The 21,843-nt window shown below is 50.8% G+C and carries 18 protein-coding genes; 9 read left to right on the forward strand and 9 right to left on the reverse strand.

The window, feature by feature from the left end:
- Positions 1–145: 145 nt before the first annotated feature.
- From H9Q13_RS00165 to H9Q13_RS00175, 3 genes are read right to left on the reverse strand one after another with little or no spacing between them, the layout of a single operon-like run.
- On the reverse strand, positions 146–1,483 hold the full coding sequence (locus H9Q13_RS00165; protein ID WP_224743970.1) for a hypothetical protein: 1,338 nt from the start codon (positions 1,481–1,483) through the stop codon (positions 146–148).
- Positions 1,480–2,958 carry a cellulose synthase family protein gene (locus tag H9Q13_RS00170; protein WP_191181744.1) on the reverse strand — a complete coding sequence of 493 codons (1,479 nt, stop codon included), beginning with the start codon at positions 2,956–2,958 and terminating at the stop codon, positions 1,480–1,482. Before H9Q13_RS00170 ends, H9Q13_RS00165 begins: the two co-directional genes overlap by 4 nt.
- A 21-nt stretch (positions 2,959–2,979) precedes the next feature.
- Entirely contained in the window at positions 2,980–3,672 is a 693-nt protein-coding gene (locus H9Q13_RS00175; RefSeq protein WP_191181745.1) for a glycosyltransferase family 2 protein, read from the reverse strand.
- A 132-nt stretch (positions 3,673–3,804) separates the two neighbouring features.
- Between H9Q13_RS00175 and H9Q13_RS00180 the strand changes: the two genes are divergently transcribed.
- Positions 3,805–4,293, forward strand: coding sequence for a peroxiredoxin (locus tag H9Q13_RS00180; protein WP_191181746.1), 489 nt, complete (start codon positions 3,805–3,807; stop codon positions 4,291–4,293).
- A gap of 81 nt (positions 4,294–4,374) precedes the next feature.
- Here H9Q13_RS00180 and H9Q13_RS00185 read toward each other — a convergent pair whose 3' ends face one another.
- The 5 genes from H9Q13_RS00185 to H9Q13_RS00205 all read right to left on the reverse strand — a co-directional run bounded on the left by H9Q13_RS00185 (position 4,375) and on the right by H9Q13_RS00205 (position 11,801).
- Positions 4,375–4,938 carry a hypothetical protein gene (locus H9Q13_RS00185; protein WP_191181747.1) on the reverse strand — a complete coding sequence of 188 codons (564 nt, stop codon included), beginning with the start codon at positions 4,936–4,938 and terminating at the stop codon, positions 4,375–4,377.
- A gap of 166 nt (positions 4,939–5,104) precedes the next feature.
- Positions 5,105–5,692, reverse strand: a complete 588-nt coding sequence (locus H9Q13_RS00190) for a hypothetical protein (protein ID WP_191181748.1) — start codon at positions 5,690–5,692, stop codon at positions 5,105–5,107.
- A gap of 105 nt (positions 5,693–5,797) precedes the next feature.
- Positions 5,798–6,040 (reverse strand): hypothetical protein, encoded by a 243-nt coding sequence (locus tag H9Q13_RS00195; protein ID WP_191181749.1) that lies wholly within the window; start codon positions 6,038–6,040, stop codon positions 5,798–5,800.
- Positions 6,041–6,255: 215 nt separating this feature from the next.
- Entirely contained in the window at positions 6,256–9,882 is a 3,627-nt protein-coding gene (locus tag H9Q13_RS18150; RefSeq protein WP_191181750.1) for a T9SS-dependent M36 family metallopeptidase, read from the reverse strand.
- A 563-nt stretch (positions 9,883–10,445) separates the two neighbouring features.
- Positions 10,446–11,801 (reverse strand): neutral/alkaline non-lysosomal ceramidase N-terminal domain-containing protein, encoded by a 1,356-nt coding sequence (locus H9Q13_RS00205; RefSeq protein WP_224743971.1) that lies wholly within the window; start codon positions 11,799–11,801, stop codon positions 10,446–10,448.
- Between the two features lie 232 nt (positions 11,802–12,033).
- Here H9Q13_RS00205 and H9Q13_RS00210 point away from each other — a divergent pair, with 232 nt between their 5' ends.
- From H9Q13_RS00210 to H9Q13_RS00220, 3 genes are all read left to right on the forward strand, one after another.
- Complete coding sequence (locus tag H9Q13_RS00210) at positions 12,034–14,289, forward strand: Tex family protein (RefSeq protein WP_191181751.1); 2,256 nt, start codon at positions 12,034–12,036, stop codon at positions 14,287–14,289.
- A 161-nt stretch (positions 14,290–14,450) separates the two neighbouring features.
- Complete coding sequence (locus H9Q13_RS00215) at positions 14,451–15,200, forward strand: YgaP-like transmembrane domain (RefSeq protein WP_191181752.1); 750 nt, start codon at positions 14,451–14,453, stop codon at positions 15,198–15,200.
- A gap of 144 nt (positions 15,201–15,344) precedes the next feature.
- Positions 15,345–15,953, forward strand: coding sequence for a hypothetical protein (locus H9Q13_RS00220; RefSeq protein ID WP_191181753.1), 609 nt, complete (start codon positions 15,345–15,347; stop codon positions 15,951–15,953).
- Positions 15,954–15,985: 32 nt separating this feature from the next.
- On the opposite strand, the gene H9Q13_RS00225 is transcribed toward H9Q13_RS00220, so the two are convergent.
- The gene (locus H9Q13_RS00225; RefSeq protein WP_191181754.1) at positions 15,986–17,395 is read right to left on the reverse strand and encodes a sodium:solute symporter family protein; all 1,410 of its coding nucleotides are present in this window, start codon (positions 17,393–17,395) and stop codon (positions 15,986–15,988) included.
- A 169-nt stretch (positions 17,396–17,564) separates the two neighbouring features.
- Between H9Q13_RS00225 and H9Q13_RS00230 the strand changes: the two genes are divergently transcribed.
- The 5 genes from H9Q13_RS00230 to H9Q13_RS00250 all read left to right on the forward strand — a co-directional run bounded on the left by H9Q13_RS00230 (position 17,565) and on the right by H9Q13_RS00250 (position 21,777).
- A complete protein-coding gene (locus H9Q13_RS00230) occupies positions 17,565–18,473 on the forward strand; it encodes a M48 family metalloprotease (protein ID WP_224743972.1) in 909 nt (302 codons plus the stop codon).
- 282 nt (positions 18,474–18,755) lie between these two features.
- Positions 18,756–19,346 (forward strand): hypothetical protein, encoded by a 591-nt coding sequence (locus H9Q13_RS00235; protein WP_191181755.1) that lies wholly within the window; start codon positions 18,756–18,758, stop codon positions 19,344–19,346.
- Between the two features lie 188 nt (positions 19,347–19,534).
- Positions 19,535–19,771 carry a hypothetical protein gene (locus H9Q13_RS00240; RefSeq protein WP_224743973.1) on the forward strand — a complete coding sequence of 79 codons (237 nt, stop codon included), beginning with the start codon at positions 19,535–19,537 and terminating at the stop codon, positions 19,769–19,771.
- Between the two features lie 57 nt (positions 19,772–19,828).
- Positions 19,829–20,752 (forward strand): M28 family peptidase, encoded by a 924-nt coding sequence (locus H9Q13_RS00245; RefSeq protein WP_191181756.1) that lies wholly within the window; start codon positions 19,829–19,831, stop codon positions 20,750–20,752.
- 341 nt (positions 20,753–21,093) lie between these two features.
- Complete coding sequence (locus tag H9Q13_RS00250) at positions 21,094–21,777, forward strand: outer membrane beta-barrel protein (protein WP_224743974.1); 684 nt, start codon at positions 21,094–21,096, stop codon at positions 21,775–21,777.
- Positions 21,778–21,843: the final 66 nt, after the last annotated feature.

The raw sequence follows: 21,843 nt of genomic DNA on the forward strand, positions 1-21,843 counted from the left end.
AGAAGCATTCACGTCCACTAACTAACTTACTCGTTCAATTTTGACGGTTAATAAGCTTAAATCCTCTTGAGCTCAAGAAGGCCGGAGATCATTTTATTGATTAGTCAATACTCTCATCTCATGGCTCGATTAATAAACCTATAACTTACTGCGCCAGATTCGCATGCTTTTTATGCTGCCTGTACAGGTATAGCTCCGCTATCAGCCACAAGCCTACCAAGGAGTACTCAAGCAAAACCAGCCAAAGGTTCTCCGTGTAGGCGCTGGTGCGGTACGCGGAGTAACTGAAAATGGCCAGGCAGGACCATACGGTGGCGAATCGGAACTGACTCATGGCGGTGAGGGCTACCAGCGTGGTAAGGTACCAGGGGTGTACCGTGGTGGAGAGGAACAGGTATACCGTCAGGGCAGCGGCCATGTAACCAGCCAGACGCCGCACAGAGCCAAGCTTATTAATGGCCGCCAACGCCAGCACACTAAGCAGGGTTGCCAGGGAAAGCAGTGGTCCTATTATGGCAACCTGGTTATAGCCAGTTAGTCGAAACCCCAGCCAGCGCAGCAGGTAGTATACACTCGCATTAAACTCGAAGCGTTGAAAATACAGATCGATACTTTGCCAGAAATTGCGCAGCACCTCCAAAGAGAGCAGTGGGAAAAACAGCATAAATAACGTAGCCAGCAGCACCGCTCCAAAAGCGGCAAAGCGCCTGAATCCCAGTTTTTGCCATACAAAAGGCAGAAACATAAGCGGCAGCAGTTTGGCACCTACGGCCAATGCAAAAGGTATAGCCGCGACCAGGTGGCGCTGGAAATGCAACTGGTACAGAAAGAGCAGCAGAAAAAAGATCATGAGCGCTTCCATATGCAGGTTGCCAGTCAGCTCCAGGATCACGAGCGGGTTTAGGGCATAGAGGAGCACATGCCGGTCAGGTAGTCCCATACGGCGCAACAGCCGAAGCAACAACAGTATAGACCCAGCTTCTGCGGCTAGTATGATCACCCGCATCACAATAATGCTGCCCAACAGGCTGTCTGGGGAGAGGGTGGCAGCCAGCCAGAACGCCGCTTGCAGCACCGGTGGGTATACTGAGTAGTATTCAGGGGAGTTGAGTTGGCGGAACAGTTCGGGTGTGATACCGACCAAGGTGGGAGCTGATTCACTTAAATAATAAGCCGGCAGGTATCGATATGGGTTTTCTCCGGCCACCAGTAGAATCCCATCCCACACAAAACGGAAGTAGTCGTCGGAGAGAGCAGGTATGGCAAAGAGCAGCAACAGCCGGAAAAACAGCCCTGCGCCTATACCGTGCCACACGTTTATATTATGGTTCGTCACATAGGCATAAGCCCCAAAGGCGAGCAGTGTAAACAGGAGCAGCTGGGTGAAGTTCTCGCGGGGCGTAGCATAGCCCAGTGCCAGGTATAGCAGTGCTGAAATGCCCAAGGCTGTATAAGACGCTATTTGATTACGAGGCAGGGTCATGCGCGCCAGCTGTGGTACAGGGAATAAACGAAAACGGAGCCGAATCCGAGCGTGAGCATAACATGGAATGGCAACAGCCCGAAATCCTGCAGTTCAAAGGCCAATGCAATGCCATATGCGAAGTAAATAGCCAGCCCCCCCTCCAGCAAGGTTACCGGGTGAACCCTGCGCATGGCATAGGCATGTTTACGCCAGGAGTCCTGCTGGTGCACCAGGTTGTGCTTGGGCGTCCGGATGAAAGGGGTCTTACGTCCCAGATACCCTTCTATCACCGCCACGGTGTTGTGCAGCGACAAGCCCATCGACATAGACAGAAACAGAAAAAAATCCGGAACAAAACGCCTGGTGGTTTGCCAAACAGATGCATGGTGCTGATAAAGGGAAGTCCAATAAAATGCCAGCAAGGCCAAGAGGCTCAGGATAAGCAGGGAACCAAGTTTAAAAAGAGGCTCCAATCCGGGCAAGTCGTGCTTCAGGTGCAGCATAGGCAAACTTAGCAAGGCAGTGAGTAGCACACAGATAAAAATTCCGCTGTTGAGCAGGTGAAAAACGGCATGGAGACGAGTTGAAAACGGCAAAGGGGTTTGCAACACTCGCAACAGATGTTTGCGGGCTGTTTCGGCGGCGCCCTTTGTCCAGCGGAACTGCTGCGACTTAAGTGCCCCCATGGCTGCCGGAAGCTCAGCGGGTGTCTCTACCCCCTCCAGGTAGCGGAACTGCCAGCCGCGCAACTGCGCCCGGTAACTCAGGTCCAGGTCTTCAGTCAGGGTATCGGCATGCCAGCCCCCAGCGTCCACAATGCAGCTTTTGCGCCATACCCCGGCCGTGCCGTTGAAGTTAATGAAATGGCCGGCGCTGTTCCGGCCAGCCTGTTCTACCGTAAAATGGGCGTTCAGTCCGAAAGCCTGCAGCCGGGTAAGGAGTGAGTAGTTCTCGTTGAGGTGACCCCAGCGGGTTTGTACGACACCTGTTCTCTCGTGGGTGAACGCAGGTATGGTGCGCTTGAGGAAATCAGGGTCAGGCACGAAGTCGGCATCGAAAATGGCGATAAACTCACCGGTGGCCCGCTCCAGCCCATATTGCAGGGCGCCTGCCTTGTAGCCAACACGGTCCGGACGACGGATGTGCTCCATGTCAATCCCCTTGTAGGTATAGGCTTCAATCCGCCGTTGGATAAGTGCGCTGGTATCGTCATCCGAATCGTCGAGCAGTTGGATCTGCAGCAGGTGAGGAGGGTAGTCGAGGGCAGCCACTGCGTCAATCAAGCGTTCGACTACATAGCGTTCGTTGTAAAGCGGCAACTGTACCGTCACGGGCGGCCATACCTGTTGGTCAGGTATGGGAGTAGGTATAGCGGGCTGCTTTTTGCGTGTCCAGTAGAGGTAAGTGAGGTGTAGCTGCACCAGGCTGTAGCAGAAAATGAAGGCCAGGCAAAGACCATACACGGCAACGATCAGAAACTGGAGGATTGTCATGCGCTTTGGCTTTTATTCGGCTTACAGGTACCTAAATATAGTGAGAATAATTTTATACCCTGCCAGCACGGTGCCTTTTACCGTACCCGACACCTTGGATATGCCAATGCGCTTGCGGTAACTTACCGGTACTTCGGTATACCTGATTTTCTGCTTGGCGGCCTTGGCTTGCATTTCGACGGTCCAGCCATAGTTACGGTCGCACATACCCAGTTGCTGCAAGGTATCGAAACGGATGGCCCTGAAAGGCCCCAGGTCGGTATACCTGACCCCATAGAGCCAACGCAGCAAGGTAGTGGCCAGCCAGTTGCCGAAAATCTGCTGGGGCATCATAGCACCGCCTTCTCGCTTCCCGAGCGCCCGCGACCCGATCACCATGTCAGCCCGGCCTTCCACAATAGGCTCAACAAGCATCGGCATCTCCTCCGGAAAGTCCGAGAAGTCGCCATCCAGAAACACGATGATGTCTGGTTGATCATCAACGGGCTTGTTCGCAGCATAGGCTATCCCTTTCAGGCAGGCATTGCCATAGCCAGGCCGCGGCTCGTCGAGCACCGTGGCGCCGGCAGCCCGGGCAACCGCTGACGTTTGGTCACTCGAATTGTTGTTCACCACGATCACCTCTTGCACAAGGTTTGTAGGTATAGCGTTGATTACGTGAGAGATAGATTTTTCTTCGTTGTAGGCGGGTATGATGACGTGAATTCGGGGCATGACGCAAGTTGTCGAAAAAAAATCTTACAAACTATTGCGCCTTGGGTGTGGTTTTTGTGATAAGAAGAGTAGTAACTTTGCAAATTGAACCTTTCACAAACGAAAGGGCTTTAGTAAGTAGTTTTTTATATTATGAGTAAAGAAGTAGTTAAGATTGGTGACAAGGCCCCTGATTTTGAATTGCAGCGTCTGGATGGTGGCTTTTTCAGGCTTTACGAGTTGTTGAAAATGAAAAATGTGGTACTGTACTTCTACCCGAAGGATAGTTCATCGGAATGCACCAAACAAGCCTGCGAGTTCAGAGACCATTACGACACGTTCTGCGATCTGGAGACCGAGGTGGTTTGCATCAGCTATGATAAAGCAGATGCCCATAAACGCTTCGAGCGCATGTATCGCCTGCCATTTACCTTGCTGAGTGACTGCGATGGCCAAATCCGAAACCTGTACGGGGTACCACGCAAGTTCGGTATCATGCCGGGCCGGGCCATCTACGTGATAGACAAAAAAGGAGAAGTGCAATATGTTTTCAACTCCCTCTCGAAACCCGCCGAACACGTGCAGCAGGTGCTGGACGTACTGCACGACCTCAACCACGAGAGTGTGGCCGAATATGCTTAGAACTAAATAAATAAACCTGATGACAAACGGGCCCGGTATTCGTAAATACCGGGCCCGTTCTTTTTTGCGCAGGTATAGCGATTATGACTTCAGCTCCAGTTTTTTGCCATCATAATACTCCACGCTTATAAAACCGAACTCCTTGTTGAAAAGCAGTCGCTTCATGTTGGTAGCCTTGGAACCATCCGGGTTGGTAACCTCAAACACATTGGTATACAGTGTATTGTTAACGTCCAAGCTAGGGTAGGTAGGCTGGGTCTCGTCAATCGTGTATTCCCCCTGGTTCTCCACGAGCAGTATGACTTCAAAGGTATCAGGCCTTTTGAGAAAATAGGTGGCAAGACCCGGGTAGCTCCTCTGGGTGTTCTGGATAATGCTCATCGCCTGCATATCGTAGCGTTCAATGCAATCGTCGGACACATTAAAACCTTCGCCGGGCACTTGCTGGGCATTAAGCAGGGTATTGACAAAAAGTACTTCTTCTGCTTTCTCATTTATAAAGGTCACGGAATCGTTCCGGTCGTACACCAGCCACTCGGCTTCATCGTCGGCTACCTGTATGACGGTCGTGTCGCAATCTTTGCAGGAAGTAAAAAGTAGTGTGGCCCCTATAATGGCGCTCGCAAGTTTTAATGATTTGATCATTGGATGAAAAATGTGAAGTAAGCTAAAATTATTTAGGGAATGTCTACTTAGAGGATTGAGGCACTCCAGCTACATGACCCGATTTCGGAGCGCGGGGTTGCAAGCTGTAGAAAAAAGGATTAGCCATTGCCTGCCTACAGTATAAGCTGTTTCAGGAATAAAAAGTCTAAGGCACGCGCTTCAATACCCGTCCGTGTGTGGTCACTCCTCTAAAATACTCTACCTGCAGGAAGCCGTACTCCCTGTTAAACAGGATACGGCGAACACCATCCGGTATACTGTCATTACTAACCAAGTCGAATACATTTTGGTAAGTAAAGCCATTTACCTGTAGTGAAGCATGCTGCGGCGTGTTGAGATCTGGAATTGGAAGCTCTCCCCGATTGACAACCACCAGGCTGACCTGTATAACGCTAGGCTTTTTGAGGGCAACCACACTGAGGCCCGGAAGCCGCTTGGGGTTGGTGGTTTCCTGCATCACGCTGGCACGTCGGGTATCGTATTGTTCAATGCAGGCGTCTGTGGGGCTGAAACCCTCGCCGGGTACGGGATCGGAGGTGATGCGGGTATTCACGAAGCGGAAAACGGTATTCTTTTCATCCACCAGGTGCAGGGTATCGCCAGAGTTGTAGACAGTCCAGTTGCTATCGCCGTTCTCAAACTGCGCTACACTAACGCTACAGTCGTTACAGGAGCTGAAAAAAAGAAGGATGGCAAAGAGCACTAAAGTAGTGGTGGTAAAGATCTGTTTCATAATGCTTGGGATGGCTATACCACAAATTAACGAACTTAATCCCGTAGATCATTTAAAAAGGCAGCTGAATTATCTCCAGCTGCCTTCAGGTTATCACTATGTCAATTAATCGTTTCTGACCCTTACCAGAACTGGCTCAGGTTTGAGCGATGGTCTGAACGCCAGCCATAGCACCATACCTGGCAGTGTGCCTGTCATAAAAGCTGGTAGTACTACCAGCAATCCCCGAATGCCTCTGTTTTCCGCGTCCTGGTGCATCCATACCAGTATAAACATAACCAAGACAGCATAAACCGCGAAAGTCAGGAAGAAAAGGATACTTGCAATATCAGGCAATGAAGTTTCCATTGTAGTTGATTTAAATAACACAAAAAGAGCTGTTTATCAGCTTCTTACTATAGTATAAACCTGTTTAAGGTATTTTAGTTTATAACTATCTCAAGATAGATATTTGAATATGGATGATATGGAAGGTAAATTTTTGTATTTAAGTGAAACAGGGGTCTGAAAATAGAAAAGCCGCCCCAATCATGAGGCGGCTTTAACTTGCGATTTAAATTCGATTACTTTTTAATTATCACTTTGTGGGTGGATGTTTGTTGTCCTGTACTGATGGTGAAGTAATAGAGTCCGTTCCCTAAACCTTCCAGCGATAGCACAGCTCCATCGTTGGCTTCGTCAGCTGTCAGTTCCTGTTGGAATACCTGTTGGCCGTGTGCATTCTTTACCTTGATCAGAACGCTTCCTTCTGCTTTCTCTGCCAGCTTGAGGTTAATTCTGTTCTGCGTAGGGTTCGGGAAAAGTATCTCGCGCGCTTCAGCAGCCAATGCAGTTGACAAACCAGTTTGGGATAGCGTGCCAGCCTTGAGGACCACTGTTTCGATGGTAGCGCTGGCATCTCCCCCAAATCGGGAGGTTACATACGCCGTGCTTTTCACCACGGTTGGATTAGACACAATGTCGACATCATCCACATACCATCCGGTAGCACCCGAGAGTACATCAGATCCGAATCGGAAACGGATCAATACGCTTTGGCCTTTGTAGCTGCTGAGGTCGGCAATTGTTTGTATATAGCCGTTGCTGCCTCTTGTAAAGGCAGGACCCGCGATGGTAGAGGCATTGGCCAACGGAATATTGCCATTGTATCCGTTCTGGATCATTTTGCTGCCCAGGTCACTCCAGGTTAGTCCTTGGTTAGTGCTGATCTCCACCACACCGCCGTCGAACTCGGTTTCGGTGGCATAACTGTGCCAGAAGCGGAGCAGGGCATTCTCACCTATTTTCACAGGCTGAGCTGTTACCAGGTACTGGTCACTGAAAGCGTCGGGATCTGCTGCAAACCAAGACGATGTGCCACTGAATGGATTTTTGGTGCTTAGCTTCCAGTCGTTTAGTCCTATTCCGTGGGAAGTCTTCCATTTGGCGGCGCCTTTCTCCATATCATCCTGGAAATACAGGGTGCTGCCTGTGCCTTTATTCACCCGTACTTTAAAGGAGCGCTCAATCGTTTCTCCCTGAGCCATTTTAACGGCTTTGAAAGTAACTACGCCTTTTGTAAGCTTAGGAGCATTTGGCGTAGATTCCTGTACAAAAACGGTACCCTCTGGCAGCGGGTTCGTAATGGAAACGTTGTTTACAGAGCCGGCTGTCTCGTTTTTAACGGTGATCTTATACAGCAACTCTTCGCCATCCGTTACCGGCGTCGGAGTAGCTTTTAGGTTAATGGCAAACTGGGGCTCGCATGATGGTGGCATGTCAAATGCTTCGGTACCATCGGTAAGGCTGTTGTTGCTGCCTTGTGTGGCACTGTACCCCAGTCCGCGTTTGGCAAAAGCACGCCAGATGTGGCATTGGTTGGCACCTCCGTTATTGATGCGGTCAGCTGCCAGAATCGCGTCGCGGGCATCGATAAAGCCAGGGCTGCAAGGCTGCAGTTTAAGGCCATCAATTACCAATTGCAGTGCGATGTTGTTGCCGCCTTTGCCACTGTGAAGGTCGGCGTCATAGCCATACTCATCAATTAGGTTCCAGGTCATTTCCCACAACATAGTGGCCCAAATGAAACCAACGCCGTGTGGTACCGATATTTCCGGGTTAGAGATCATGCGGTAGGTATAGGGGTTGATGCCCATGTCGGTGGTATAAGGTGCAGGTCGGATGCCGTCGCCGTCTGTACCCTCTGAGCGAACATAAGTGCCGATACCGCGGCGTTTCGGTCCGGTGTCGCCATCACGCATGGTCATAATCAAACCGAAGAAATCGCTCCAGCCTTCGCCGCCCTGTTCAGCGCCTGAGAGGCATTGGGTGCTTGGTCCACCGGTCAGGCGCGTTGAGATGCCGTGACCGTACTCATGCGCAATAATGCCGTTGTCAAGGTCGCCATCACGCAAAGGAGGCACACCGCCCTCGCGTCGCAACGCTCCGTTCAGTCCTGCTGCCAGGGCTGCCTTCAGTTTGTCCCCATCAGCCTTGCTGATCATGATGGTGGGTATAAGTATCAAACTGCCAGTTTCATCGCCGCCCATGGATAAAGCGGGGCCATCTATGTTGTTGACCACGATAACACCTGTAGCTCCGGAAGCCTGCGCATTGAGCGCTTTTGATATAAAGGAACAGCCACCCCGGTCAATCAAAGCGATGTTTCCGGAAACTTCTGTCTGGTTATTAAAAGGCTCTGGAACAGATCCTTTAGGAAGGGCGGGGGCCGTGCCGCACCCAGTTGCAGGGTCAGCCATTACGATCTTGCCGCTTACGCCGTTTTCATCAATTGCTGGTCCAAATGCCGCTTGTATACCAGTATAAGAACCAGCCACAGAGGCAGGTGAGGTGATGTGGAGCAACTTGGCAGGGAGAGAAGAAGTCCAGAGATACATCTGCATGCGGCCGGGAACACCGTCCTGCAGTGTCAGGAAGTTGGCGTTGTTGGTGCCGCCGCCGTCCTGCGCTTCGGCCATTACACCATCCAGCCCCTGACCTTCGCCTGATAAGTTGGTCTGCTGGAAGTTGCCACTCGCTTCATCGAAGCCATACAGGTAAAACAGGTCATGTATGATGTTATTCCAGTAAAACAGGTTGGTAGTTGCCGCTTTTACATAGGTGTCAGGTTCTTTGGCAAGATCCAGCGGGAAGTCGAAAGACAGATTGGCGCCTCCATCTGGGCTGGTGCCGGCGTTGGCCCCCAGACGGTCTTCGTAAGCATGCACATTGTTGCCTTTTGTGATAGTATAGGATGCCAGGCCGTCGTTGTGCCAGCCCAGTGGCGAAGCCGCCGCATTTTCTTTGCCAGTCACCAGGGTTCTGTCGCCATGGCTTGGTGTCTCGAAAGGTATGTCGTATACCCGGTAAGAACCGGTTGTGGCTACTGCTGCAGCCGCCACGCTACGTGGTGCGATCGTCTGGGTATAGAAATTTTGTTGTGCCTTCAGACGCTCTGCTTTTGTGGCTATTCTGCCGGTAGTGCTCTGTTTTACAAAGGCCTTCTCTTGCGCCGGGGCATCCGTAACGACAGGAAGGCCCCAATTGTCGTGTATGACCAAATCCTCCTTTTTGAGCACTTGTCCTGTCGCAGCGTCTACTCGCATATTCCAGTAGTGCTGTGCATCCAGATTGTAGATGTCAACCTCCCAGGCTAGTCGCACATCGCCATTTGGCATGGGTTGGTAGACAAGTCTGGCAGGTATAGGCGAAAGCGATACACCGCCATCACTGAGTACAACAGCCTTGGCCGCAACCGCTAGTTTAGGGGTGGGTGCTTTGCGCTCTTTGATTTTGATGGGGTCTTTTACTTTCAGTTTGAGACTTGCTGCTGCAGCATTGGCAGCCTGTTCGGGAGAGAGGGAAGCTGCACTGCTCTTTATGGCGCCTCGCAGGTTGGGAATAAAGCGGTTCCCCATGTTGATGACATTGCCATCACGATCGATGTTGATGTTGATGTTCGCGTCTACGACCTCGATGCCTTGAAAGCGCTGACGCAGGTAAATGTGCGTGATGCCACTTTTTTTGCTGACATACTGGTCTGTTACTACATAATCGGAGAGGTCAGCGGCGTTCAGTTTGAAATTGGCCTTTTGCTGGTCAATATGCCGAAGCGCCACATCCAGTGCAGATTGGGCGTGTACAAACCCTGGGGTTAGCATGAGCAGTAGCCCAAGTAAACACATTAGTTTGTTTTTGAGTGTTACAGTCATAGAAAATGAGTTAAATTAAAAATGTTACATATGGTACTATAAATTGGGGGTTAGAATTAATACTAACTGCTTTAAATTGTACAATGGTGATGTTGCGCCAATCTGATGGCAGTTTTTTACTTGTGATTTTTACAGTTCTTTACTTGTAAAGATTTGATATAAGCAGTTGACAATAACGAAATTACGAGTGTTGTTTTTAACTGGATTTATGGGTTGTAACACTGATTGATGTTAGATTAAGTCCATAATTGCATCCTGATAAGTGCTGAAAGGGTAACAGTGGATGGGGTACAAAGAGAGTTGAATAAAATGGCAGTAAAGGGATGTGTCAGCGCTGGAATACAAGGTATTTACCTATAGGAGCGATTTGTATAGCGTTGGAGTATTGTGAATAAATACAAAAAAGCATGCTTCTCGTGCAAACAGTTTATTATGATGATAATTTATAATTGGATATTATAAACAAAATCAAATTGAATAAACAGGATTCAAATTGCTAAAATATTGTATTTAGCAGGAGAGAAAAAAATTATTTTTTTTGAATTTTCTACGATAGTCGGCAACTATTTCTGGTATTGCTGGATGACCTGCAGGATTACTTCCGTCAGGTAGCTTCCGGTTTGTGGGCCATAGAAATTCATAGACCGGGTCTCATACTTTTTGAGTTTGTAATGCTCGTCTGGTGTGACGTAGCCGATATAGCCACCATTAAATCCAGTTACCACCACCTGCTGTCCCTGCTGTGCCGCCTGTTTTTCAAGCGGGGGCAACAGCTCACTCGAATAGTCTGCTGGCACACCTACAAGTATTGTGCTGCCCAGTTGCAGGCTACTGACAAAGGCAGGGTATCTCCCAAACAAGGCATGGAACAGAAACGGGGCGAAACGATGGGTGGTGTTGATGCGCCACTGCGGTGCAGGCAATCTGAGGTCGACTCGCCCAAAGCCAATCGTAACTGTATCATGCGTCTTTACCTCAGGCAACCTCTGTAGCACAGCCTGTGCCAGTTGCTGCCCAACTGCTGCCGTGCTTTCGTAAGTGTCGCCATATGGTGCCACAACCCCCTGGCTCCCAACGGCACCGGCTGCGAAAGCCGCCAAGTCAACTTGTTGCTCCAATTGATCCACCAACTCACCCGGGTAGTCGCGGGAGAGTGCCCGGGCCATCGAGGGCAGGATGGTGGGGTGTGCCGCAAAAGTGGTGAGCACGGCCGTTTTCCCGGATTTTTGTTCAATTTTTAGGAAGCGCACCGTCGTATCGCGACCACTTGCCGAGCCTGTCAGCCGATTGCGAACCAAATGGGGAGCATAGGCTATGCCGTAGCCCAAACGGGCAGGTTGGCTTTGTTGCCGGGCCGCCACAATACTCTGCACAATGCGGGCCGTGGTTTCCTGCACCAGTTTCTTGTCCCGCTTTCCGGCCATCAGCCATCCTGCCAGCTTTTGGCCCCACCCCCCAAAACTCGTGTGGGTATGGGTGGCTGTCAGGTATACCTGCTCAGGTCTCAGGCCCAGGGCCTGGTATTCTTTCTCGAGGGCGGCAGCCACGGTCATGGGGGCAATGAGCATGTCCAGCGTCACAACGGCTACCTCAGCCTGCCCGTTCTCGAAAACGAAAGTTCGTACCCAAACCGAATCATGCACCTCTGTGTACCGAAGCCCTTTGCGTTTGCCATACCCAGCCAATGGCGTACCGACGGGCGGTGTGATGTTCACTTTCGCCCAGCCCACCCGCAGCGCCTCTGCTGTGCTCTTGACCGGTGGCACATTTTTAAGAGTCTGTAAGGTATGGCGGTAGTAATCGGTTTGCTGATAGGGCATGTGGTCTATACGCTGTATCACACAGGCCTGTGTGAGGCAGAGAATCAGGCTGCACAGCAATGCCAGACGGGTGTTTTTATGAATGTACAGGGCTTTCAATCAGGCCAAGGTATAAAAAAACAGGAAGCCAGTCGTGCAGTTAATTTGAGGTCAGGCCAATTTACCCGGAAAACTTGCTTTCGGTTTCAGGCAATATCGCTTAAATTTGACGTTCCTTAAACGATTGAGGACCTCCCGGCGAATCGGGGATAGCGGGTGAAAATGTGGGGCGGCCACCTTCTGCCTTTGCGATTCACTCGGCATTGTTACTGATTATTCTTTACCAAAATACATGGAATTAAACCTTGACCATTTACTCAAGATTGCCACTGAGCTGTCCATCACCATCAAACAGGTGGAAGCCACGGCAACCTTGCTCGACGAAGGCGCTACCGTGCCCTTCATTTCCCGCTACCGAAAAGAAGCGACCGGCTCCCTTGACGAAGTACAGGTAGCGGCCATTCGCGACCGATTGGAACAATTGCGCGAACTTGACAAGCGCCGGGAGAGCATTCTCAAGTCCATCCGTGACCAGGAGAAGCTCACGCCGGAACTGGAGGCCCGCATTATGGCTGCTGAAACGATGGCCGTGCTCGAGGATATTTACCTGCCCTACAAGCCGAAGCGCCGCACCCGTGCCACCATTGCCCGCGAAAAGGGCCTGGAGCCGCTGGCACAGCGCATTTTTGAGCAGGAGAACATCGATGTAGCTGCCGAAGCCGCCCATTTTATCTCTGAAGAGAAAGAGGTAAAGGATGCTGAAGAGGCACTAGCCGGAGCCCGCGACATCATGGCCGAGTGGATGAACGAAAACGCCGAGGCGCGCGCCACCATGCGCCAGCTTTTCGAGAAGAAGGGCACGTTCAAGAGCCGTGTGATGATGGGCAAGGAAGAGGAAGGACAGAAATTCAAAGACTACTTTGAATGGGAAGAGCCGATTGAGAAGGCCCCCTCGCACCGTATTTTGGCTATGCGCCGTGGCGAAACCGAGATGGTGCTTTTGCTGAGTGCCCAGCCAGATGAGGAAGAAGCCTTAGAAAGACTGGAACGCATGTTCGTGAAAGGAAACAACGCGGCATCGGAGCAGGTGAAACTCGCCGCCAAGGATTGCTACAAGCGCATGCTTAAGCTGAGCATGGAAACCGAAGTGCGCCTGACCTCTAAGAAACGTGCCGACGAAGAAGCGATCCGTGTGTTTGCCGATAACCTGCGCCAACTGTTGCTTTCGTCGCCACTCGGACAAAAGACGGTGCTGGCCCTTGACCCGGGTTTCAGAACCGGTGTGAAGGCGGTGGTGCTCGACAGGCAGGGCAAACTGCTGCATAACGAAACGATTTACCCACACACCGGCCAGCACAAAGAAAGCGAAGCTGCACAGGCAGTCAGGTATATGGTGACCCGCTTTGAAGTAGAAGCCATCGCTATCGGTAACGGCACCGCCAGCCGTGAGACGGAGGCCTTTGTGAAGAGTCTGAAATTGCCGGCATCGGTTCAGGTAGTGATGGTAAACGAGAGCGGTGCGTCTATCTACTCAGCCTCAGACGTAGCCCGTGAGGAGTTTCCCGATAAGGACGTCACTGTGCGCGGTGCTGTATCCATCGGCCGCCGCCTTATGGACCCACTTGCTGAACTAGTGAAGATTGATCCAAAATCCATTGGGGTGGGCCAGTACCAGCACGACGTGGACCAAACCGCCCTGAAGCATTCGCTTGATGATGTGGTGATGAGCTGTGTGAACGCAGTAGGGGTAGAAGTAAACACAGCCAGCAAGCAATTGTTGACTTACGTGTCAGGATTGGGGCCATCGCTTGCACAGAATATTGTAGAGTACCGCAACCAGAACGGTCCGTTCAGCAGCCGCTCTGAACTCAAAAAAGTACCGCGCTTGGGGGACAAGGCCTTTGAGCAGGCTGCAGGCTTTCTGCGTATCCGTAGTGCCAAGAATCCGCTTGACGCTTCGGCTGTACACCCGGAAAGTTACCCGATTGTGGAGCAGATGGCCAAAGATTTGGGTGTAACCGTGCAGGATCTTATGCAAAAGGATGAGCTACGCAAGCAAATCAACCTGAAGAACTACGTAACCGATACCGTAGGGCTTCCAACCTTGCAGGATATCATGAGCGAACTGGCCAAGCCCGGTCGCGACCCGCGTCAGATGTTCGAAGCCTTCAGCTTTACGGAAGGAGTGAACGAGATGAAGGACCTGCGCGAAGGCATGAAGCTGCCAGGACTCGTGACCAATATCACGGCTTTTGGAGCCTTTGTCGACATCGGGGTGCACCAGGATGGCTTGGTACACGTGAGTCACCTGTCGGACCGCTTTGTGACCAACCCGCATGACGTGGTAAAAGTAGGGCAGAGGGTAGACGTAACGGTGCTGGAAGTGGACGTGCCGCGCAAGCGCATCTCCCTAAGCATGAAAGGCGACCCAAATGCGGCCCGGCCAATGGGCGGTGGCAACAGCAAAAAAGGCAATGCCAAAAAAGAAGAAGCGCCTATGGACGACTTCCAGGCGAAGTTGGCCATGCTGAAAGGCAGATTTAAATAAGAGCTATACCTCTTCAACAACAAGAGCCCCGGTAAATCTGGGGCTCTTGTTGTTTTACCCCAACCGATCCTGTTCTTCATTTATTAATACGCGCTAGCAGCAACACTAACAGTCCCAAAGCACGTATCCTATAAAACGAAATAGAACAAAACCAATAAGCTATGGATACATACAATCCCGATTACTCTAAAATGCTTCACACGGAGCATATTTTTCCGCCGGCTTCCGGGTCGAGCCATATCAATGTGAGCCGACCGGAACGCGTGCTGTCCGCCGTGGGTGGCGCGGCGCTTACTTTGTTGGGGCTCCGAAGGCCAGGTATGGCAGGGGCTGCTGCAGCAATAGCAGGCGGTGTGCTTCTTTTTAGGGGCGCTACCGGTTATTGTCCGCTAAACCAAATGCTGGGGCGAAACAACGCACAAAATGAAGATATCTCAGTTGACATCATCAAGACCATCACGGTAGAGAGACCACGTACTGAAGTTTACCAGTTCTGGCGCATGCTGGAGAATTTGCCCAAGTTTATGGAGCATCTGGAAAGCGTGCAGCAGGACGGCCCGCAGCGATCTCACTGGAAAGCCAAAATTCCGGGTGGGATTGGCACCATCGATTGGGCCGCCGATATCATCAATGAAAAGGAAAATGAACTCATCGCCTGGCGTTCGCTTCCAAATTCTGACATAGACAATGCCGGAGAGGTACGCTTCTCGGACTCTCCTGACGGAAAAGGCACCATCGTGCAGGCCATTATTTCCTATAGTCCGCCCGTGGGCTCTGTAGGCGGATTGGCTGCCAAGCTGCTGAACCCGATGTTTCAAAGCATGGTCGAAAAAGACCTGCGTTACTTTAAGCGGTTTATGGAGACAGGCGAGGATCTGCACCAACATCATCAGCCACTCGGGGCTACTTAAGGTATTGTCCCTCAAAATATATTTGAACCAGGTATAGCTGATGTCGTTATACCTGGTTTTTTATGATCTGCCGCTATACCTGAAACACTATTACCTGGCTGGTGCGTTATTTGCATGAATAGGACGATTGATAAAAAACAGAAGATGAACAGAATATGGAATGTAGGTTTGCTGATGATTTTGGCGCTGGTGGGGCTTTCCTGCAAGCAGGCACAGGATATCAAGGCATTCACAGAGGCGAAGTATAGTCTGCAGGGTGTGTCGGAGATTAAGCTGAACGGCATTGATGTGGAGGAGCGCATACAGGAGCGAAGGGGCTTTTCCAATGAAGAGCGGGATAGTCTGCTGGCTGCCGTGACGAGTAACTCGCTACAGGTAAGCTCTACGCTGGCATTGCATGTCGCCCTGCAGGAAGAGACAGCAGAAGAGCGCAACCTGACCATCACCGAACTGAAATGGCTGTTGGAAGTAGACGGCGAGGAAGCCCTGACAGGTACCATTCAGAAAACCCTGGTGCTGCAGGAGGGACTGAATATGCTGCCGATTCAAACGCCCGTCGGGTTGGCTACGGATGGTGAGGTACCCAGTTATACCGGCCTGTCACGGCTGATTACGCTATTGGGTCAGCGCAGCGATATGCGGCAACGGGTCACGCTTAAGATCAAACCTACCATCAAAACCCCGGTTGGTGATATAGAGTCGCCAACCTTTATCACGGTAAGTAAACCTGCAGGAGCAGTAGCGCAATTATAATCAGGTATAGGTAAGACTGTCAGTACCTCTGTCTATACCTTCATGCGGGCAGTCTCAGCCTTCGGGTCAGGAGTGTGGTAGAAAGAAATAAGCTGCCCGATCAGCAGGCCGGCTATGCTGGCACCCAGGCCGTAGAGCATGGGGTTGATGCTGGTTCTCAGGTAGAGGCAAAGCAACCAGACCCCTATTCCTGCCAATATAGAGCAATTAGCCGCAAGCGAAGAAGTACGCTTCCAGTAGAGTCCGGCCACCAGCGGCACAAAGAGCGACACCAAACTCAGCGCCGAAGACTCGCTGACCAGTTCGTAGATGTTGCTGCGCAGCAGTGCCATGGCCAGTGATACAGCCGCCACCAGGAGCACACTTACCCGAGAGAGCAGGAGCATCTGTTTGTCGCTAGGTTTGCCAAGAAGTGGCCGCAACATGTTCTCGCTGAGAACCGCAGCCGGGGCCAGTATACCGCCACTTGCCGTACTGATGATCGCTGAAATGAGCGCTCCGAAAAACAATACCTTCATTAAAAGAGAATCGAGACCCATGATGAGGCCGGGCACTAGCAGTTGTTCGTCCTCTTGCAGTAGTTCAGGATGCAGCGTGCGGGCGTATAGCGCAAGAAGTAACGGCAGGCAGGCCACCGTCAGGTATAGCAAGCCAGCCGTTAGTGAGGCAGCCACCGCTACACGTTCCGATCTTGCCGACATCACCCGCTGAAATACGTCCTGTTGCGGTATGGAGCCCAAGCCGATCGTGATCCAAAGGGCAAAGTAGTTGAGCCACGAAGTTGGGCTGCGTTCCTTTGGCGTCATCCGGAAAAAATCGTCAGGGAGGGAGGCGGTGATTTGCTCCAAGGGCATACGCTGCAACAAGGTATAGGTAATGAGCAGGAGGCCACCGATGATCATGATGGTCTGCACAAAATCGGTGATTGAAACCGACCACATACCTCCCATGTAGGTGTAGGCCACCACGATCAGGCTACCAATTACTATACCTGCCGATGTTGAAATGCCGAATACCTGGTTCATCACGATGCCCAGGGCCACCATTTGGGCCGCAATCCATCCGAAGTAGGAGATGATCATGAAAAAAGCAGCGATCTGTTCGGTTGTGCGATTGTATCGGATGCGGTAGTAGTCTCCAATGGTAAGCAGGTTGAGGCGGTACAGCTTTTTGGCAAAGAACAGACCGACCAGCACCAGGCAGAGGGCTGCTCCAAACGGATCTTCAATCACACCCAAAAGGCCATGGGAGGCAAATTCGGAGGAAGCGCCTAGCAGCGTCTCTGAACCAAACCAGGTGGCAAACACGACGGTCGTGGAGATGTAGAAAGGCAGGCTTCTGCCTGCCAGCAAAAAGTCTTTGGTGTCGCGCACCCGCCTCGAAGCCCAGAACCCCACCCCAATGTTGAAGAGTAGGTAGAGTACTACAAAAAATACCAGCATACCCGAAAAACGATCGGACTAAATTAGGTATAAATATGTCAGCCGCAAATTAAGTTGGGCAATAGGTAAAAAGGGCGGATTTTGGCAAAGTACTTGCTACCTCAGGTATACCAGTTTCCTGCTGGTTCTCGTTTTAAGCATGTCTGATCGGTCTAACTAACAGAAGAAAATGAATTACATAAAGAAAGTAAGCCTGGCTTTGTCCCTTGTCTTCATTCCGATATTGGCAGTCGAGGCAGTGCCGACCCTGGCTACGACCACTTATTCTGTCTCTGACTTAGGCTCCCGCGATATTATTGGAGAGATCATCGATGTGGTGGGGCTAAAGCCGCGCTTCGAAGTGCGCACCGCCAATATCGAGAATGCCGCTGCCGTGATCTACAATGGCAAACGCTATATTTTGTATAATGAACGTTTTCTGGCAGCCATCAACAGTGCGGTGCATACCGATTGGGCCAGCGTGAGCATACTGGCGCACGAGATCGGCCATCACCTGAATGGTCATACCTTGTCGCGTGCGGGCAGTAATCACCCCGATGAACTGGAGGCGGATGAGTTCTCAGGCTTTGTGCTTCGCAAGATGGGTGCTAGTCTGGACGAGGCACAGGCCGCCATGAAATTGCTGTCGGATGAGCGAAGTTCTCCCACGCACCCGGGGCGGGCCTACCGTCTGGCCGCCATCAGCAGGGGTTGGGGCAATGCTGACACGCAGCTTATGGCCAGTATACACGGTCAGCAGCGCGAGTCTCAACCAATGGCGGGTAGCTCTCAGGCAGCACAGCGTGTACCGGCAACCGTAAAACTGGAACCAAGGGCTGCTTCTTCGGGGATGGACAGCCGACTGGTTTTGCGGAAAGTGATCTTTAATAATGCGCCCAGCGAGCAGTTCTTTCTGACCACACGCCTGCAACTGGTGCACCTGACCGAAGATGGCGCGCGCGTGATCGGGACGCTGGCCCGCACCAACAGCCGGGACTATCCCTTCTACTTCGAGAGCGATTACCTGCAGGGACTTTTTGTGACAGACAGCGGCATACTGGTCAACAAACGAGGTCAACAGGTCGGATACTTCGGGTAAATCCCTAGTTGCTTTGTTACATGATCCAATTGATGCGCGGGAATAACGCTAACTTTCACCTGAGTAAAAGGTGATTTCCGGGTGAGTTTTCTAATGTTGGATTGTATTTATTAATTCGACGCAGCCTAAGCATAGATTTTTGGCCTATCCGGATTGGACTGTGAGCGGAACAGGCTGCTCAGGCTTAGTAATTCAAAACAGATACAGTATCTTGGCCTTTGCATTGATTTGAATCAATGCAAAGGCCATTACGTTTCATACATTTAATGATTTTTCAGAGATATGAGAAAAAAGAACAAGCTGATGAGTATCGTACTGCTGCTGGGTATGGCCCTTTTTGCCTTCTCATGCAGTACCAAAAACGATCTGGATGCTTTTAAGGAGGCAAAATATAGCCTGTCAGGTATAAACGAAATAAAGCTAAACGGGGTGAATGTGCTCAATAAGAAGCGACCGGAGGATTTCTCATTCAGTGAGGCAGCCATGCTTTTCTCGGCCTTCTCGGACAACAACCTCCTGGCTTACTCTAACCTGGGACTAAATGTGGAATTGGACGAAGGGAGCAAAGAACGCAGCATGACCGTGACCAAACTCAAGTGGCAGCTGCTGCTCGACGGCAAGCAGACACTTAGCGGACTGGTGGATGAGCCAGTCGAGCTGCGGCACGGGCTCAATACGATTAACGTGCGCACCCCCATCATGCTATCGGAAGAGAACGGCAAGCCAGGATATAACAACCTGATACGCCTGGTGACGCTGCTTTCTAAATCAGATGGCCCCAGCAGACCGGAGATTGTGCTTCAGATCAAGCCCACAATTCAAACATCTGTGGGGCCGGTTGAGATGCCGGGGTTTATCAATGTAAAGAACTAGAGTACAATTAAATAGATAATAGGTATAGGCTGGCGGTAATGTCAGCCTATACTTGTTTTAAAGAGAAAAGCAGGCTTTCGGAAGAAATTTGCTGCTTTGTAAATTTTCTTAATAAAATTGCAACTATACGTTGTGTTGAACGTATGTGGCACGCTCCTTGTTTAAATACCATCCAAGAAACCATTTGTATGACTTTTAAATCAGGGAACACCATGGAATTCGATGTAATTGTAGCAAAAGACCTTCAGGCACTTGTTAACACAGTACAGGACTACGTAAAGACCGGTTGGGTGCTGAAAGGAGAAGTATTTGAGAAGGATGGAAGCTTCACACAGGAAGTAGAGCGTCGCTTTGCTAATAACACCAAACAGAAAAAGGCTGTCAGCCAGCGTAGTTGGGTGGCATGGCCAGCGTTCAATGCATAAAATGTTTTGAAGGCGGAATAGAGTCTTTTTGCTAATTTCGCCGCATAATCGCCCGGTATGAAACGAAAACTTGCCTTTGCTGCTGTTTTAGTATTTCTCAGCACGCTTTCAGTCACTGCACAGAAGGCTGTGCTGGATACACAACAATTACTGCAGGATGTGCGGGTGTTGTCTACCGACTCAATGGAGGGCAGGCTTAGTGGCAGCTCGGGCAGCAAAATGGCTCAGGACTACATCCTGAACCGTTTCAGCGAAATTGGGCTTCAGCAATATAACAAAAGCTATCGCCATACCTTCCGTCTGGAAAGCAGGGGCGTGACGGTGGAGGATGCCACCAACCTGATTGGCTACATACCGGGCAAGACCAAACAGGCCATCGTTATCACGGCGCATTACGACCACGTGGGAGTGCGCAAGGGGGAAATATACAACGGTGCCGATGACAATGCCTCGGGAGTAGCTGCTTTACTGGCAGCAGCCAGCTATTTCAAGAAGCAAAAACCTTACTATACCTTGGTTTTTGCAGCACTTGACGGGGAGGAACTGGGTTTGCAGGGTGCCAACGCCCTATTGGAAAATCCTCCGCTGCCACTGTATAACATCCTGCTGAATGTGAACATGGACATGTTGAGCATTAACCAGCAGGGCGAACTGTATGCCAGCGGTACCTATCATCACCCTTTCCTTATACCTTACCTACAGCAAGTTTCAGCGCGGCCGCAAGCCAGGCTGTTGCTGGGCCATGACCGTCCTGATCAGGGCGAAAACGATTGGACCAGGCAGTCAGATCACTTCCAGTTTCATAAGCGACAGATTCCTTTCGTGTACTTTGGTGTGGAGGATCATCCGCATTATCACAAACCAACAGACGATTTCGCCCATATCAATCCTGTCTTTTACCCGGATGCCGCTGCGCTGGTGATCGACTTTATCCGTGTTATCGATAAAAAACGCCTGCAGGTAAAGGCGACAGGGCAATAATAATTCAGCTTTGGGGCTTTCTTCAGATAAGCTGAAAGTCAGTGGCTTGCTTGAGGATTCGGTAGAATTATTCCTGCATAGTGATGTATTTATAGTGAAATCCCTATCCTTTCTTTTCCCAGTTCGTAGATAGGTGGAAAGCAATGTTGCTTTTGCCTTTCTTCGCGCAGAAACACGACTGACCTGCGCCGATTGATAACAAGGCGATCCACAAATACACAATGAAAAAACCTGTCTGGCAGATGAGCAGGAGACCATACCTTCTTGTACTTTTATTGGCGATCACTTTTTTTTCTATCACCTCCGTCTACGGGCAAGATAGCTTTACAAGACGCTTGGGGATGAGCAAAATTCCTGAGCGTGGCCTCGTGATTCAGGCTGGAGCAGGCTTGGCAGCTGTCAAAAGCGATATTTGCGGCAGCTATGGTTGCAACGACATTGGTCCGGCGATGGGCATTGGTGCCCAATTCAAGTTCAACGCATACATGGCCTTAAGTGGCGAAGTGGAATATGTGAAGCTGGGGGCTACTGAAAAAACTCTGAAAGATAACATTACTTTTGAGTCTGAGGTGATCGAGGTCTCCACGTTGCTCGTCCTCAACCTGATGGATAGCTATGCTGGTTCCAATAACTACCGCTCTACCCGTAAGCGTTTTATCGTTCCTTTCGTGAAAGGCGGTATCGGCTTTGTTTACTATACGCCGAGCTCATACCCGACAAACAGGGCCGAAAACTCGCAGGAGACCTATGACCGTATGCGTCCATACCCAGCCATCGCCGGCGTGTTGCCCTTTGGTGCCGGGCTTCGTTTCCGTTTCTCCGACCAATGGAGTGTAGCCCCTGAGGTGATGTATCACATCACAACGACAGACTACCTCGATAATATCGGCCCCCCGGTAGGGTTTGAGCATACCAAAGACCATTATGGTGTCGCCTCCGTCAAAGTTCTTTATACCCCGATTATCAAAAATGAAGTGTTTACCCGAAAAAACCAGGGTATAGGCGGCTATAAAAAGAAGAAGTAACACCGAACTACCACATCTCTTCACCGTAGTTAAAATGGTTGTCCAGGGCTTCGTATCGCGGTCTTG

This window comes from Pontibacter aquaedesilientis (genome assembly GCF_014773225.1).
Classification (GTDB): domain Bacteria; phylum Bacteroidota; class Bacteroidia; order Cytophagales; family Hymenobacteraceae; genus Pontibacter; species Pontibacter aquaedesilientis.